This window comes from Bartonella sp. AP4SXKL (genome assembly GCF_042195845.1).
Classification (GTDB): domain Bacteria; phylum Pseudomonadota; class Alphaproteobacteria; order Rhizobiales; family Rhizobiaceae; genus Bartonella.
Genome location: NZ_JBHIPA010000016.1, coordinates 1 through 14,827, shown reverse-complemented (window position 1 = coordinate 14,827; position 14,827 = coordinate 1). Strand labels below are relative to the sequence as shown.

Sequence of the window (14,827 nt, the reverse complement as noted above, 5' to 3'; positions counted from 1 at the left end):
TTGGAAGTCGTTGGTATGATGTTTGAGTTCAATAATCAACTGTCATTACTTAAAATATATGTTAGGTAGAGCACTTAATAGATGCAAAATTGTATTTAATACATCAGAAATGGCAAAGAAAACAACGCAGATTATCAATAGAGTACAAATTGATTGAACATTCTGTTGCTCTAAATAGTGCAACAATAGTATGAATTTAGATGATTTTATGAACCATGTATCCTGTAAATGCTAGGAAAAAATAGCTTTATAGAACAAGCTTTGTTTCTATTGAAAACAATATTACACAAAGGAACTTTGGGAATAGAGATAATTTGCCTGCATTTTTAAGAAAATTATGAGCGTGCCTGCATAAGACGTCATAAAACCATGACTATGGTAAGAGCCATTGATGTTCCAATTCATGCTGAATTTTATAAGATTAGGATTCATATTTTAATCTTTAAAAAATGTCGAAAAAGAGAAACATTTTTTAAGAATAAAAAGTTCTTTACATAATATAACCAATATAAACATGTATGGCTATTATGTGATGAGTTTTCTTCTAGAAGGGGAATATTATTTGGATAATATGCTTGCTTTGATTGGAAATCTTTTGTGTTAAAAGGTAGAGGTGAGGTGCGATGGATCATTTTTATGTTGTGGAGAAGAATTGATGAGTTTTTTTCGTTGTATTGGCCGTTCTGCCTTATTTATGTTGGATCCAGAGCAAGCACACGGTTTAGCGATTCTTGGGCTGAAAAGTGGATTAAATGGTTGTCAAAAGGTTATCGACAAACGTTTGTGTGTAACTGTTGCTGGTCTTGAGTTTGAAAATTTTATTGGTCTTGCAGCGGGGTTTGATAAAAATGCAGAGGTTGTAGATGGTATTTTTCGGTTAGGATTTGGTTTTACTGAAATTGGGACAGTGACACCAAAGCCTCAGATTGGAAATCCTAAACCACGGCTTTTTCGTTTAAAAGAAGATGAAGCGATTATTAATAGAATGGGCTTTAATAATGACGGACATCAAGTTGTTTACAATAGATTGCATGCGTGTAAAAAAACTGGTGTTATAGGAGTCAACATTGGAGCCAATAAGGATACGGTCGATAAGATTGATGATTATACTGTTGGTATTGCTCATTTTTATGATGTTGCTGATTATTTTACGGTTAATATTTCTTCTCCTAATACACCAGGTTTACGTGATTTACAGGCCCGTGACAGTTTGCATCTTTTGTTGAGTGCAATTTCGCAAGCGCGAAATGAGCAAGAGAACAAGCATGGATTCTCCATTCCCATTTTTTTAAAAATTTCTCCTGATTTATCAGAGAAAGAATTAGATGATGTTGCTGAAGAAATAAAACTTTCTGATTTTGATGGACTCATTGTTTCTAACACAACTCTTTCACGCCAAGGTCTTAACAATAGTCACTTCCGTAATGAAGAGGGTGGGCTTTCTGGACGTCCACTCTTTGAGCGTTCTACTATTATGCTTGCAAAAATGCGTCAAAAATTAGGGAAGGAGATTGCAATTATTGGCGTTGGCGGTATAAAGGATGCACAGACTGCTTTGGAAAAAGTAAAAGCTGGTGCAGATTTGATTCAATTATACAGTGGGATGGTTTATGAAGGTCCAGATCTTGTCATAACTATTCTGCAAGAGATTTTGCAGATGATGCAACAAGATGGAGTTGATAACATAAAAGGCTATCGTGATCATAGTATTGAGCATTGGGCAAAATTTCCTTTGTAAAAAACGCTTTTTTCTTCACAAAAAATTGCGAGATTTTTTTTAAGGGGCTTGCAAACTTTGTTGATCTTCCTTATGTCACATAAGCAAAGAATAAATGTTTACGAAATCGTGAACAGTTATGATACATTTGATTTTATGCGGTTGTAGCTCAGTTGGTTAGAGCGCTGGTTTGTGGCACCAGAGGTCGTAGGTTCAAATCCCACCAACCGTACCAAAAAATTTTATTGAAAATACTGAAAATGGATATACAAGACGAACAAACGGCTCGCTGAGGATCTTTTATCAATGACTGTAGTTGCTTGGGGGCATAATATTGTACAAAAAAAACGCATGGCATAAAGTCCAAAAAACCAATAAAGGGGCATTGCGCTTCTTTTTTAAGAACTGGGCATCTCCTCTTACCTTAATGCGTTCTCATTATGCATCCTTTACACAAGACTTGTGATGGAAAGACTTTACGGAAAAAATCAATGTGTTTTGTTTAAAAGATCCGAGCTTAATATGCCCTTCAATATGGAAGGGTATTTCACAATGTTTGTTGTGATGAAGCAATTGCTCTCTCTTGGCATGCCACTGGCTGTTGGGTTTATCTCTCAGATGATGATTTCCTTCACAGATGCAGCGCTTGTAGCGCATTTAGGCGTGCAAGTCTTGAGTGGTACAATGTTAGCTCTGAGTATATTTAGTTTTGTTATGTTGTTTGGGCTAGGTATTATTACCGCGGTTGCACCAAAACTTGCGGAAAGTTTTCGTAGACAAGATAGATATGCATTGAAGGCATGGTTTGATCAAGGAATATGGCTTTCCCTTGTGATTGGAATGATGAGTGCGATCATTTTACTCAACACGAGAAATATTTTGTGTTTTCTCGGCCAAGATGGGACAATTGCCAATATAGCGCAGGAATATAATAGTGGTGCTGCTATAGGGGTGGTGTTTTTTTATCTTTATGTGAATAGCCGGGGATTACTGTCAGCAATTGGTAATCCAAAGCCGTTAACCTGGGTTATGCTTGCGGCTATCCTTGTGAATTTTCTTATCTCTTGGCCGCTTATTTTTGGTATAGGTTCTGTAAGCGGATTAGGTGTCTTTGGTGCAGGAATTGCGAGCAGTTTGATCCGTATTTTAATTGTTATTGCAGCAGCAATAATTTTGTCCCGCAATTCTGCTTTTCATTCTTTTCGCTTTAATTATTTGAGACCAAAGTTAGAGATTTCACGAATAATAAAATTGCTGCGAGTAGGGCTACCCATTGGTATACGTATTCTTATTGCGGAGGGCTTTCCTTCGTTCATTGCATTCATGATTACGGTTTATGGGGTCGAATCTTTGGCCGCGCATACGATAGGGATGCGTCTCGATATGCTTATTTCTGTGGTGGCTTTGGGGATTTCCAGCGCAGCCGCGACAATAGCAGCGTGGTATAGAGCAGATAGGAATAATATGGCTCTAAAACAATTGCGTATGAGTGTCACTGTTTTTGCTGTAGCTTATGTCTTGTTTTTATCAGGGATTGTTTATCTCTCTTATGGATTCATCCTTACAACCATCTTTAATATTTCTTCAGAACGCGTTGTTGTTTTCTCTTGGAAGTTGCTTCCGTTCATTTTATTGTCTTTTGCTTTTGGCACTTTAGGTACTATGCTCAATGGCATACTTGTGGGCTTGCTTGATACGTTTTGGTCAACAATTGTTGTAGCAATAAGTTATTGGGGGTTAGGCCTATTTGGGGGAGCGCTAATGGCGCATTTTTTTGAATATGGCTTTATTGGCTATTGGCTTGGCATGATTGGTGCAAGCTTAATCGTTTCTATCTTTAATTATATGCGCGTGGGTTATTTAATAAAATGCAATCCTATGTTTGGGGCAGAGTGAGTGTTATAAAAGCGCTTGTAAAGCACTAGCTGTGAAGGCTTAGCTACTCATCGTCCATAGAGGCTGTTTTACTTCTATGGAGATAACAATATAGGTTACAAAACTTGCTTAATATTGAAAAGAAGTGTTTTTGATTGTAGCCTCAATATTATTTGTTGAGTTTTTAAAATAATATGGGTTTATTAAAATCATTCGGCTACAATTTAAGAGTAAGTTCGGTAGATTGGAAGAGTTTAATACCTTAAAAAATGACGAGAAAAAACGTGCTTATATTCATACGCCGTTGAGGAGTCATTTAAAAAAGTTATTGTTTTTATAAGTTATTACCATTGCGATGCTAAAGTGTATACATTTGTCAAAACAATCGCAGACGCTGACGATGTTATTCTTGCAAGCCCTGTTTATCACAGGTCTTATTCAGAGACTTTGAAGAACGCTTTTGATAATTTAGATTGTGATGCTTTTTTGGATAAAGCTGTTGGTCTTCTCTCTCATGGCAGTACAGCAAAAAATGCGCTACTGTCATGTGAATATTTGGGACAACGTATTGATTTATAATGATAATTTAGCGTTATTCATATTGAATTAGAACTCCGAATAACGTAGGATTCTCTCATTTCAAATCTGTGTATGTTGAATCAATCAAAACCATTTGCTTGCACGTCAAAAGCGGAGCTGGCGTGTGGGTAAAAACTGTATAAGAAAGGAGTAAAAATGGCTCTTATGAACCGTCTTAATGCGAGGTCTGTCGCAACATTGGGAGCTGGCAAATATAATGATGGTGCCGGCTTGTTACTTCATAAGCGTAAAGATGGAGGTGCTCAATGGCTTTATCGTTATACCATTCATGGTGGCGCCGCGAAATGGGCTTGGGTGCATTAAGACATGTTTCTTTAAAAAAAGCGCGTGAATTGGCAAATCAATGGCGTTCTGTTTTGCATGAGGGTTGTGACCCCATTAAAGAACGCAATAAACAAAAGCGTGAAACAATGCGTAATCTTCATTATTTAAAAGATATTGCTTTGGATACTTTTGGAGAAGGTCTAGCAGCTCTGGGCTGTGAAATTTTCATTAAAAAGGTCTGAGTTATCATGGATTATTTCTGTGCTGAAATGTATGCAAAAATGCAACCACGTATAACGGCAATAACTGGCTGCCATGCACTCGATTACATTGCTTTTCGCGATTCGGTTAGGATAAGTACACGCGTTTATTCGACCACTGGTGATAGTGGTTCTTTGACTCAACTGGACTCTGCGGCTGAACACTTACCCATGCTGCTTGGTGCTACAAGCGGCACCACCGGGGCGATGAAAATGGTCAGCGTTCGTCTAAAATCCAGTAAGGAAGCGGTCAGCTCATCAGAGCATAATTTAATTCGTAACCTGCGCGCGCGGCAATTTTTTTCCCCAGGGGATGTTGTTGGCAACCTGTTTACGATTAATCTGTTTTCATCTTTACACTACTTGGCGTGTGAAATTGTAAAACATTGCCGTGCACATGTCGTGCCGGTTGGCGATATTGCCCTGCTGCTGAAGAGTCATTTCGAGTTTCTGGCTGAAATACGGCTTTCGGTACTGTTTGGTGTGCCCAGCACCATCGTTCAGTTCGTTGAAGCTATGCTCAGCCTTGGGGTTCCACTGGCAATTAAAAAAGTAGTCTTTACCGGTGAATCGATGCTGGGTGTGCATGAAAACTATCTGCGCGAGATGCTGGGCGCCGATCTGCGGATAATTGGTTTATATGGTTTGTCGGAGTGCGGTTTCATTGGTATGTCCGCCGAAGGGCGGCTTAATCGGTACCTGCTCTTCAGCGATGATTTCTTCTTTGAATATGAAGATAAGAGAGGGCTGCTAGTGACATCGCTGGATCCCGATGTTTCGCGCAAACTTATCAGATATTCCGTGGGCGATATGGGCACATTATCCGTTGAAAATGGTGACCTCTATTTTGAAGGTATTAAACGCAATGCTGTTGATTTTAATTTCATGGGAAATTTGATTAGCCATGAAAAAATATTCAAAATTATTAATCGAAGGTTGCCCGATGTGATTGTTCAAATTGTATTGTCTTTATCCGCGGATAGACAAGAGATTATGGATATTAAAATCTGCTGCGAAGTATTTCACAACCTTGATTTGTCCGAACTAACTGAGGAAATCTATCATTTGCCGGATATTTATGAAGCCTATATGAAAAAGCGCGGGCGTATTAATCTCACCCTCGTCGAATATAGCGATTTGCTTTTCTCATCCAGAGGGAAATGCCTGCTAGTTTATGACGCAAGGGAGTCCTGTAATGCAACTTGATAATTTGTGTAATGAAATTGTATCAGGGAATTCGCATACGATAAATGTCAACATCAGGTTTTATAGCGTGTCACCGGAGCAGCAGGAGTAAATCATGTCAGATGATGTTATTGATAATTATGATTTAGATAATAACGTATTGTTTATTCGTGGATGTAATTTGATTGATATTGCCGATGAAAACCGTTATTTGCAGAACGCATGGTTTGCACTGACCGGCAACCTTCTTAATGAAGAACAGATGGATCGGCTGATTCAGAATGCTAGCGCCGAACTGCAAAAGACGAACCCTACAGCCAAACTGCAGGCGATGCATCAACTGATCAATGCATTGCCATCTTTGAGTTTAACGCAGCGATTTATGATGTTATTATCGCAAGTTGAGGTTTCGGCGGCTCAGGGTAAGGTCATGGCTCCCGTAAGCGACGGTAGTTGTCTTAAAATTATCTTGCTGATGCCGTGGATTATTGCATTGGCGCGCTCTTCCCAACAGTTTTCCGATTTTCCGGAGATCGAAAATTGCAATACCTTGGAGCTTGCTTTTTGGTTAGTATTAACTAGCAAGGAAGCTTCTTCCGACTGGGATATTAATGTGCTTTGCGGGTGCATGTCTCTACTGCTGGGCGGGTTTGGTACTGTGACACCCACAACCACCATGGTAAGATTTATTATCAGTACCAAGAGCGACGTCATTTCTGCACTAATCGGTGGGTTTAGTGCCATTGGCTCCGTGCATATGGGAGCCTGCAAATATGCTATCATGCGACTTTCTGGTGTCCTCCATGAGATTGAAGCCGGGAATCTTAAGGCGGCGGTAACGCATTATTGCAAAGACAAACCCTGGCCAAGGTTTGGTCATCCGATTATGCAATGGGATGTCCGGGTTGATTTCTTTTTTTCACGCTTTCAGGTGCCTATGTGCCCCTTCAGTTCGCTTGTGCGATCTATTTCGGACAATACAGGACTGCAACCCAATGTCGATTTTCTAATTGCAAGCATCATGAGCAAACATCGGGCTTCTCCTGAGCTGGGATTGTAGGCTTTTTTCGTTTGTCGTATGCCTATACTTCTCGCGCACTATCAAGCGCGGTTTAGCACTCATTCCTTCAGTTTATCATCAAAGGATTTAAGAGAAAAATATAAAAAGGTCTCCCAATTATGGCTATAAAGCATCACACCGAGCCAAATTTCTTGGGTATATGTCAGAGTATCACCTTAATCACACCGATGCGTGCTTACGGGCAAATCGATATTTCTCACTGGGAGTTAGCCCATAACTATTTGAAACAGGGCTTGTTACTCGAAGCCTTGCATCAGTTTTCAGTTCGATTCGCCACCATGGTGGCTAAAAACTCGGATCTCACTTATCGCTATCTCCCTGTTATGGTTGAACAGTTTTTCTCTACCACCCATTTTGATAGCGATCGGTTATGCGTTGAAGGACATATTGAACGCATTAATGAGGCCTATCGTATTCACTGTAAGGCTAGCACATATGACAATGGAAAGGCCGTTATTGCGCAGGCAATCATCATGGTCAGTAAGGTCTGCTTCTTTAGCTCGTGTTCTGTGAAAGCCGCTCTTCCATTACTAGGCGATTTATGTAAGATTTCTTCCGTAACCGGAGATTCTTGTACTTTTTCCTTTAATGCGCATCACCCGCTTTTTGAGGAACATTTCCCCTCCCACGCCGTATGTCCTGGTTCACTATTGATTGAGATGGTTCTGGCTTTGGCCACGCAGGGTAGGGCGAAAAATATCGCATCTGTTGCGCTGAAAAAAGTAAAGTTCATTGAAGCAGTTTATCCGGGAGATACCTATCAGTTGACCATTAAACAGGATACAGAGTGTGAACTGGGTGGCGTTTTTTATATTCATACGGAAACTAAAAAACGAAGCACTTGCGGTAAGTTTTCTATCAAATATAAAAAGGAGGATGCGCCATGTTTAACATAATAATCTCTTTTATTCCGTGGAGTATTTACTCCTGGGTTATCAATGGAAACTTTTTAACTCTGGTCGAACGCTCTCTCATCTTAACTGTGATTTTATTGTTCATTATTGCTGTGAATATTAAAATTGTCCGGCAGGGAGAACCCGTGATGATTACTAACATTCTGACAGTTATTGTCCTGTTTGTTAATTATTTCGCTGGATGGTCTACACTTTTACTGAACTACCCCACAGTTTTTTGCTATCTGTCACTTGCTCTGGTTTCATTGATTAGCTTGCTGGTAAAGAAACCCTTTACCATTTTTTATGCCAGTGCTGGTGTTTCTGAAGAAAAACGCAAACATATCCTATTTTATCTCATCAATAAATATATTACATGGATTTGGGTAATCATCTTTTTTGCCAATGGTCTTCTAGTGGCTTTTTTTACATGGACCCCCCAGATTTGGTTAATCACTATGGGTTTAATTTGTACTGGTATTCTTTTTTCTAAATATCTTCCTAACATCATGCAATATTTTTATCGCATCAAACATCATGGAGCATAATATGTCATTGTTTAACATTCTGACCGGAACCCCTTTATGGGCTTGGATTTTGCTTATTTTTCTCATCGCGAGGGGAATAATCGCATTGAAAGATAGGGAAACGAAGGTTTACCGCCTTTTTCTCTTGCCGTTAGTCTTTCTTTTTTTGGGCGCAAGCGATGTGATTAACCAGCTGGCTTTCCCACGCTGGGGAGCAATCGCAATGTTGGCAGGGCTGATGATCGGCTTTGGCGTTGGCTGGTTGCTCTGGCGTGCTACTGCGCGTTTAAAAATCAAAGAGGGAACGGATTTCATTATTCTGCCTGGTACGCCGTTGACGCTGATATTTATTCTTATCGCTTTTGTCATCAAATTCACATTGATTGTTTTTCTCAATATTGAACCTGATTTGAAATATGCATTTGATTTTAATCTTCTTTTTGGTCTTTTAAGTGGGTTCACTGATGGTGTGTTTTGGGGCGGCACATTAAATTTATATATAGCATTTCGAAAGAATCCAAATTAATCCCTATACCATTAGCTGTGGGTGCTTCCCATTAGAACTATCTCAATAGAAGCTTATTCCTAACAACAACGCTGCATACAAATGCAGCGTTGCCTCGTAGTTTCAGATTTTTTTATCCCAGCGCGTGAATAGGAGAGGGAAGTGATATATCTGACTATGCCCCCTTGGGGGAAGAGCGAGCCTAAAGGTTTAGAATGCTATGAGTTTGAGCTAGCTGGACTTTGAGCAGATGGTTTATCGCTTATGGGAAATCATTTTGTTTTACGATTCAAAAAGAGGATAGTGATGGTCTCATTGGCGTAGGTGGGCAAGAAAACTGTTAGCTTGGCAATGCCGTCAACAATTTATAGAACTATGTTGTGGAACCCCTACGCAAAGCCGTTGCTATGATGGCATGATGCTTTTGTCAAGCATTATGATATGGGGAGGAACCGGTGTTTAAGGGTGCAACTGCGGTCACTATACGATCCAGTAGCATTACGTTTTTACGTTTGAGTATTTAGGAGCGGTAGACTCTGTACAGGCTATGCGTGCAATATGTGAAGCACGCTTGTGGGAATCAGTGTGCCATTATTGCGTTGTGCATGCAACCCTCTAGCTAGTACTTCATTGGTAAGGTTGTTTTTTGAAGCTGATTAATTATCTGGGTGTTTTTTAAGAGAACGTTAGCACTGATGTATCGCGTGCCGTACCAAGAAATCTTCCAAAAAAAAATTATTAAAAATACTAAAAATATATGTGCAAGATGAACAAATGCTTGCTGAGGATATTGTATCAACGACTGTAGCTGCTTAAGGGCACATAATCTTGGGGGGCATAATGTTGTACAAAAAATCATGAAGTCCAAAAAACTCGTAAAGGTGCATTGCACTTCTCCTTTGAGAATTTGGCATCTCCTCTTAGCTTAATACGTTCTCATTATGATATAAACCCCTTGGTTCTCCTGAACATCCGCTTGTCATGCGTTTTTCTGCTGATGTTCAAGAGATCTTTCGTGAGTGGATGCAAAAGATTTTTAAAAAAGCTAAAGAGAATAACCTTTTTGAAAGCTTACAATCGCATCTTTTAAAAATGCCAAAGACCATAGCAAGCCTTGCGTTGATTTTTGAACTTCTTGATAGTGGTCGTTTTGAAATTGGACTCTATGCCATTACAACAGCCTTGCGTTGGGAAGAATATCTGATAAGTCATGCAAAACGTCTTTATGCGGCGAATGATACATTAACAGCAGAGCGTGCAAAATTAATTGTAGAGCGCTGTGATCTTTTACCCAATGTTTTTACGGCAAGAGATATCTATAGACGGTGTTGGAGATCTTTAAAAGACAATGGAGCCGTTAAGCAAGCTTTAGAGCTTTTATGTCGTTGTAACTATATTCGTGAATTTCCTATAGAGGGGAATGAATTAGGTCGGCGTCCTGATAGACGGTATGAATGGCATCCTTTGGTTAAAAACAACAGCATAAAACAATAAAAAAATCTCTTTTGAAGTCTTTAAGACAACCACGCAAAACTCTTTTTATGGCATTCTCATCAAGGAACTTTTTTCCAAAAGCAAATGATCTGAGTGACCTTATCAGAAGAGTTTTGTCAGTCTTGTCAGTTCTTTTTAGAACCTATATTATTTTTTTAAAATGAGAGAAAATTAAAAACATTATATTTCAATATGTTAGAATTTTAACGATACAACCTATATCGACAATACAACCTTAAATACAATCAATAATATATATTTGTCAGTTTGTGTCTGTAAATTGAACTAACAAACTAGATTATTTTAGTGACTCATAAAACCTATCAAAATAATCATTATAATATTTTAAAAGCACATGCTTCATTTGTCTTTTTTCCATAAAATAAACAGCAAATTTCACTATTTTGCTGATCTGATATCTCTCATGGGCTGTGGATAAACAGCATTTAAAAAACTCTTTTGAAAAAATTATCGGCTTTTTTAGCATTTTTCTGCATTTTTTCTCAATTCGTTCAAAATGGATTTAATAAGCTTCGTTTTAATTCTTTTGAAGAGAATTAAACCCCTTATACGAAAACGGAGCTCTGTTGTAACAGGGCGTGAACTGGATCATTTGCACGTGAATTATGAAACTGTAAAACCTTATCCCGTAACCTTTAAAAAAGGTAATCCAAAAGTTACAGAGATCTCTAATCCAGAAAAATTCTATTACGTGACTGAAATGAAATTCGCAAAAACAGGTAAAGAGAAAGATAAAACCACTGTTATTTATAATAACAATATCACAATAACAGATATCCCTCTTGACGCTTGTGAGTATATCGTTAATGGTAAACCCGCTCTTGAATGGGTTATGGGGCGTCAATGTGTTAAGACTGATAAAAAGAGTGGCATTGTTAATGATGCCAATCGTTATGCTGTTGAAACCATTGGCAACCCTGCCTACCCTCTAGAGTTATTTCAGAGGGTTATTACCATAAGTTTAGAGACAATGAAAATTGTTAAGAACCTACCAAAATTGGAAATAAGAGAAACTGAATAACTTAAAAGCATGCTCACATAATGGGTATGATAAACTCATAAGGGGTATAAGGTTTTATACCTATAGGTTCTTATATCCCTTTTATAAATTGCTGACATACAATCTTTAAAAGGATAATTTATCATACGTTATTTAAAAAGAAGAAACTTGCACTTTTAGATACTCTTATTTACATTGCCTTTAAAAGATTAAACCGTAATCTAAAATGATAGCTTTATTGTTATCAGAAGCTTTATTTAAAGAGGGTTATGTATATTCATTTTCTTATATTACTTATAGGTTTTGAATGTTTCTACCCCCCTAAAACCCTTACAAAACATAGAGCATTAGTTGAATTTATAGGTTGTACTATTGATATAGGTTGTTTTGTGAAAAATTGATAAAAAATAACATATTGAAATATAATGACTTTTATTTTTTATTGAAAAATATGTAAAGGGGGGCGTAAAAAGCACCTCCAAAACTCATAACCATAATGGTCTTGATAGCATTTATTATGATTATAATCCCTTTCTTTTGAAAGGCTTTAAAAGATCACATACTCTCATAAGACATGTTTTAATCATTCACTAAATGATCACTTTTGTCGATTCAATGTACTGACATAAACTGACAAATATATATTTACAGTTGTATTTATTTGTTATGGCTGTTTTAATAAGTTGTATTTTGAAAAATTCATAAAACTTAACTTATTGAAATATAATGATTTTAATTTTCTCTCATTTAAAAAAAATGATATAGGTTCTAAAAAGAACTGACAAAAATGACAAAAGTTTATTAAAAGGGATTTTGCTCATCTCTATAATTACCATTCTCTCTTTAGATGTTTTCATAAGTGTTTTCATAACAGACAATAAATCGCAATTATCCTATTTATCATTTCTCTTATGAACATGAAAAATGATGCCATGGCTATAAAGAACATAACAGCTATAGAGAAAGCAAAAATGCAAATGAAAGCATTTGTTTATAAAGACAGTCCCTATAAAGGCTGTTAAGTCTAAAATGTGTTATTAAAAGAAATTAACAGAAATCTTAAAAGCCATTTAGTGACAAAATTGATAGGTTATAAAGTTTAAAATACGCATAATGAAAGCGTTTCTAAAATATTATAAATGTATAGATTCAGAAAATACGCAATCGTTTCACAAAGCCCGTAATATAGCTTTAAAAGCACATAAATATAAAAGAAGCAATTAATAAGCATAAGATATCATCAATACATAACGTATTAAAAAAAATAAGAAAAAATATCAAAAAAGATAAAATATTATTTGACAATAAATACGTATTTTGCTATATAAATAATCCAAGTGCTTAACAACACTAAACAGTAAGCGAATAGGTTGCGATAAACCTAATCCTATTAAAAACTGACTATCTTTTATGCTTTTGTTAGCATATACAGTGATTTTGTCGGGTGTAGTTACACCATACAATACCCATTTATGGGAAAAGTGTAACGACGGACTTACTGCCGTGTTTGTTAGCACCCGGCGCCTCTATAGAGATGCCAATAACAAACATTTAATCAGTAAGGTTTTAATTATGAAAAATATATCAAAAAACACCCCCGTTATCTCTAATATTTCAAATGAAACCACGTCTGTTAATCAACAAGAGCCTGCAAAAAAATATGAATTTATTGATGATTGTGAATATATCGATGGTCATTTCTTAACTCGAATTAGAGCCTTAAGAGATTTTGATGATGTCAAAAAAGGCGATTTAGGGGGGTATATTGAAAATGAAAGCAACTTATCTCATGAAGGTAATTGCTGGGTGTATAATAAAGCTCGGGTCTTTCAAAATGCACGCGTCTTTGGAAATGCTAAAGTAAAAAGCTTTTTTGTTGATGTCTATGGTAATGCTCAAATTTATGGGAATGCTATTTTTGAAGGTCTGACATTAAAGGACAATGCAAAACTGTCTGGTAATGCGCATGCTAACAACGCCGTTGTAATTGAAGGCAATGCACAAATTTATGATAACGCCCGTGTCACTGATCATGCTCATATTTCTGATAATGCTGTCATTTGTGATGATGCCCATGTCGGAGGCAATGCAAAAATAAGTGGCTCTGCTTATATCTGTGATGAATCGCGTGTTTTTGATGATGCTGTTATTTGTGATGCTCTTGTCTCAGGCAATTCTTACATTCATAGCAATGCCTCTTTAACAGCTAATGAAGATATCTGTGATGATGCATATCCTGAGTTTGGGAGCGAAGATGATTATTATCGTCATGAGTATTATGCTGATTTTGAAGGGTATTATGACGATGATAATGACAGCGAATATGAAAGTGATGCTGCGTAAATGACACGCGCGGGCGCGGCGGGGGCGCCCTCCTTCTAAATATTTCATTTTAAAAATTTAAATCTCTATAAAGGAATTGTGCTCATGCAAAAGAAGTTTGCACTCACAAATGAAACGCGTGTATTTGGTAATCATACCCTTTATCGCATTAAAGCATTAAAAGACTTTTCTGATATCAAAGCAGGTACTTTAGGTGGCTTTATTGAAAAGGAAAGCAACCTCTCTCATGATGGGAATTGCTGGGTGTATGATGAGGCTTGTGTCTATGGTCATGCAAGAGTGTATGATGATGCAAAAATACGGCATTTTTCTCAAGTCTGTGGTCAAGTTTATGGCAATGCTGAAGTCTATAGAAAAGCTTTTATCTCTCAATATGCTAAAGTTTATGACCATGCTTTTGTCTATGGCAATGCTCATGTTTATGGCAATATTTATGGTAATGCTCATGTGAATGATAGTGCCCGCATTCTTGCTGATGCTCATATTTATGATCATGCGCATGTTTCTTATGATGCTACGGTTTTTAGTTATGCACGCGTTTATGGTCATGCCAAGGTTTCTGGCTTGGCTTGTATTTATAGCCATGCAAAAATTTATAATTATGCTGTTATTAATGGTCGTGCAAAAATTTATGGCAAGGTTTATGGGAATGCTTGTGTGAGTGGCTCTTGTGAGATTTATGGCTCTGTTTATGGCAATGCTAAAATCTCATATTGTGCAACGATCTGGGGGCGTGCTTATGGCAATGCAAAAATCAATAAAAAAAGCAAAGTAAGGTTGGTTCCAAAAAATTGTGAGGTGTATGAAAGAGATAATGTTGTCAATATAACTGATAAAACAGAATAAAGAACGGCGTGGGGGGCGTGCCTTCTTTATGGTGTATAAACGCATATAAAATGCATTGCTATAAACATCTCATAAAAGATAGCATTCATAAAAAAAAAGCCGTGTCAAGTGATATGACGCGGCTTTCAAATAGCGTTTCTTATTGATTAAAATGAATCATCCACAATGGAGTAATGAATGCATATATACAAAACGTATCATATTGCAAGCGCTCTA

11 protein-coding genes, 1 tRNA gene and 2 pseudogenes are annotated in these 14,827 nt (G+C 37.3%); all 14 read left to right on the top strand.

What is annotated here, in order from left to right; translation table 11 throughout:
- Positions 1-655: 655 nt before the first annotated feature.
- The 14 genes and pseudogenes from ACFIMI_RS07990 to ACFIMI_RS07925 all read left to right on the top strand — a co-directional run bounded on the left by ACFIMI_RS07990 (position 656) and on the right by ACFIMI_RS07925 (position 14,611).
- Positions 656-1,738 (top strand): quinone-dependent dihydroorotate dehydrogenase, encoded by a 1,083-nt coding sequence (locus ACFIMI_RS07990; RefSeq protein ID WP_375692433.1) that lies wholly within the window; start codon positions 656-658, stop codon positions 1,736-1,738.
- 137 nt (positions 1,739-1,875) lie between these two features.
- Positions 1,876-1,952, top strand: a tRNA-His gene (locus ACFIMI_RS07985).
- A 317-nt stretch (positions 1,953-2,269) separates the two neighbouring features.
- Positions 2,270-3,613, top strand: a complete 1,344-nt coding sequence (locus tag ACFIMI_RS07980) for an MATE family efflux transporter (protein WP_375692432.1) — start codon at positions 2,270-2,272, stop codon at positions 3,611-3,613.
- A gap of 342 nt (positions 3,614-3,955) precedes the next feature.
- Positions 3,956-4,171 (top strand): NADPH-dependent FMN reductase, encoded by a 216-nt coding sequence (locus ACFIMI_RS07975; RefSeq protein WP_375613708.1) that lies wholly within the window; start codon positions 3,956-3,958, stop codon positions 4,169-4,171.
- Between the two features lie 156 nt (positions 4,172-4,327).
- Positions 4,328-4,668: pseudogene (locus tag ACFIMI_RS07970) on the top strand (Arm DNA-binding domain-containing protein); the annotation flags it as partial.
- Between the two features lie 36 nt (positions 4,669-4,704).
- Positions 4,705-5,922 (top strand): AMP-binding protein, encoded by a 1,218-nt coding sequence (locus ACFIMI_RS07965; protein ID WP_375613707.1) that lies wholly within the window; start codon positions 4,705-4,707, stop codon positions 5,920-5,922.
- Positions 5,923-6,016: 94 nt separating this feature from the next.
- Positions 6,017-6,961 carry a citrate/2-methylcitrate synthase gene (locus tag ACFIMI_RS07960; RefSeq protein WP_375692431.1) on the top strand — a complete coding sequence of 315 codons (945 nt, stop codon included), beginning with the start codon at positions 6,017-6,019 and terminating at the stop codon, positions 6,959-6,961.
- Positions 6,962-7,080: 119 nt separating this feature from the next.
- Positions 7,081-7,878, top strand: a complete 798-nt coding sequence (locus tag ACFIMI_RS07955; RefSeq protein ID WP_375612527.1) for a beta-hydroxyacyl-ACP dehydratase — start codon at positions 7,081-7,083, stop codon at positions 7,876-7,878.
- Positions 7,866-8,423: a hypothetical protein gene (locus ACFIMI_RS07950; RefSeq protein WP_375641074.1), complete on the top strand. Its 558-nt coding sequence runs from the start codon at positions 7,866-7,868 to the stop codon at positions 8,421-8,423. The genes ACFIMI_RS07955 and ACFIMI_RS07950 overlap by 13 nt, the downstream gene beginning before the upstream one ends.
- Position 8,424: 1 nt before the next feature.
- Positions 8,425-8,928: a DUF6622 family protein gene (locus tag ACFIMI_RS07945; RefSeq protein ID WP_375689539.1), complete on the top strand. Its 504-nt coding sequence runs from the start codon at positions 8,425-8,427 to the stop codon at positions 8,926-8,928.
- 960 nt (positions 8,929-9,888) lie between these two features.
- Positions 9,889-10,401 (top strand): DUF3987 domain-containing protein, encoded by a 513-nt coding sequence (locus ACFIMI_RS07940; RefSeq protein WP_375692430.1) that lies wholly within the window; start codon positions 9,889-9,891, stop codon positions 10,399-10,401.
- Positions 10,402-10,987: 586 nt separating this feature from the next.
- Positions 10,988-11,443, top strand: a pseudogene (locus tag ACFIMI_RS07935) (type ISP restriction/modification enzyme); the annotation flags it as partial.
- A 1,551-nt stretch (positions 11,444-12,994) separates the two neighbouring features.
- Positions 12,995-13,765, top strand: coding sequence for a hypothetical protein (locus tag ACFIMI_RS07930; RefSeq protein WP_375682152.1), 771 nt, complete (start codon positions 12,995-12,997; stop codon positions 13,763-13,765).
- 84 nt (positions 13,766-13,849) lie between these two features.
- Positions 13,850-14,611 (top strand): hypothetical protein, encoded by a 762-nt coding sequence (locus tag ACFIMI_RS07925; protein WP_375692429.1) that lies wholly within the window; start codon positions 13,850-13,852, stop codon positions 14,609-14,611.
- Positions 14,612-14,827: the final 216 nt, after the last annotated feature.

Bases quoted from the DNA above. Each gene is read 5' to 3' on its own strand.
- ACFIMI_RS07990 (WP_375692433.1), top strand. From the start codon at position 656: ATGAGTTTTTTTCGTTGTATTGGCCGTTCTGCCTTATTTATGTTGGAT.
- ACFIMI_RS07980 (WP_375692432.1), top strand. From the start codon at position 2,270: ATGTTTGTTGTGATGAAGCAATTGCTCTCTCTTGGCATGCCACTGGCT.
- ACFIMI_RS07965 (WP_375613707.1), top strand. From the start codon at position 4,705: ATGGATTATTTCTGTGCTGAAATGTATGCAAAAATGCAACCACGTATA.
- ACFIMI_RS07960 (WP_375692431.1), top strand. From the start codon at position 6,017: ATGTCAGATGATGTTATTGATAATTATGATTTAGATAATAACGTATTG.
- ACFIMI_RS07955 (WP_375612527.1), top strand. From the start codon at position 7,081: ATGGCTATAAAGCATCACACCGAGCCAAATTTCTTGGGTATATGTCAG.
- ACFIMI_RS07950 (WP_375641074.1), top strand. From the start codon at position 7,866: ATGTTTAACATAATAATCTCTTTTATTCCGTGGAGTATTTACTCCTGG.
- ACFIMI_RS07945 (WP_375689539.1), top strand. From the start codon at position 8,425: ATGTCATTGTTTAACATTCTGACCGGAACCCCTTTATGGGCTTGGATT.
- ACFIMI_RS07940 (WP_375692430.1), top strand. From the start codon at position 9,889: ATGCGTTTTTCTGCTGATGTTCAAGAGATCTTTCGTGAGTGGATGCAA.
- ACFIMI_RS07930 (WP_375682152.1), top strand. From the start codon at position 12,995: ATGAAAAATATATCAAAAAACACCCCCGTTATCTCTAATATTTCAAAT.
- ACFIMI_RS07925 (WP_375692429.1), top strand. From the start codon at position 13,850: ATGCAAAAGAAGTTTGCACTCACAAATGAAACGCGTGTATTTGGTAAT.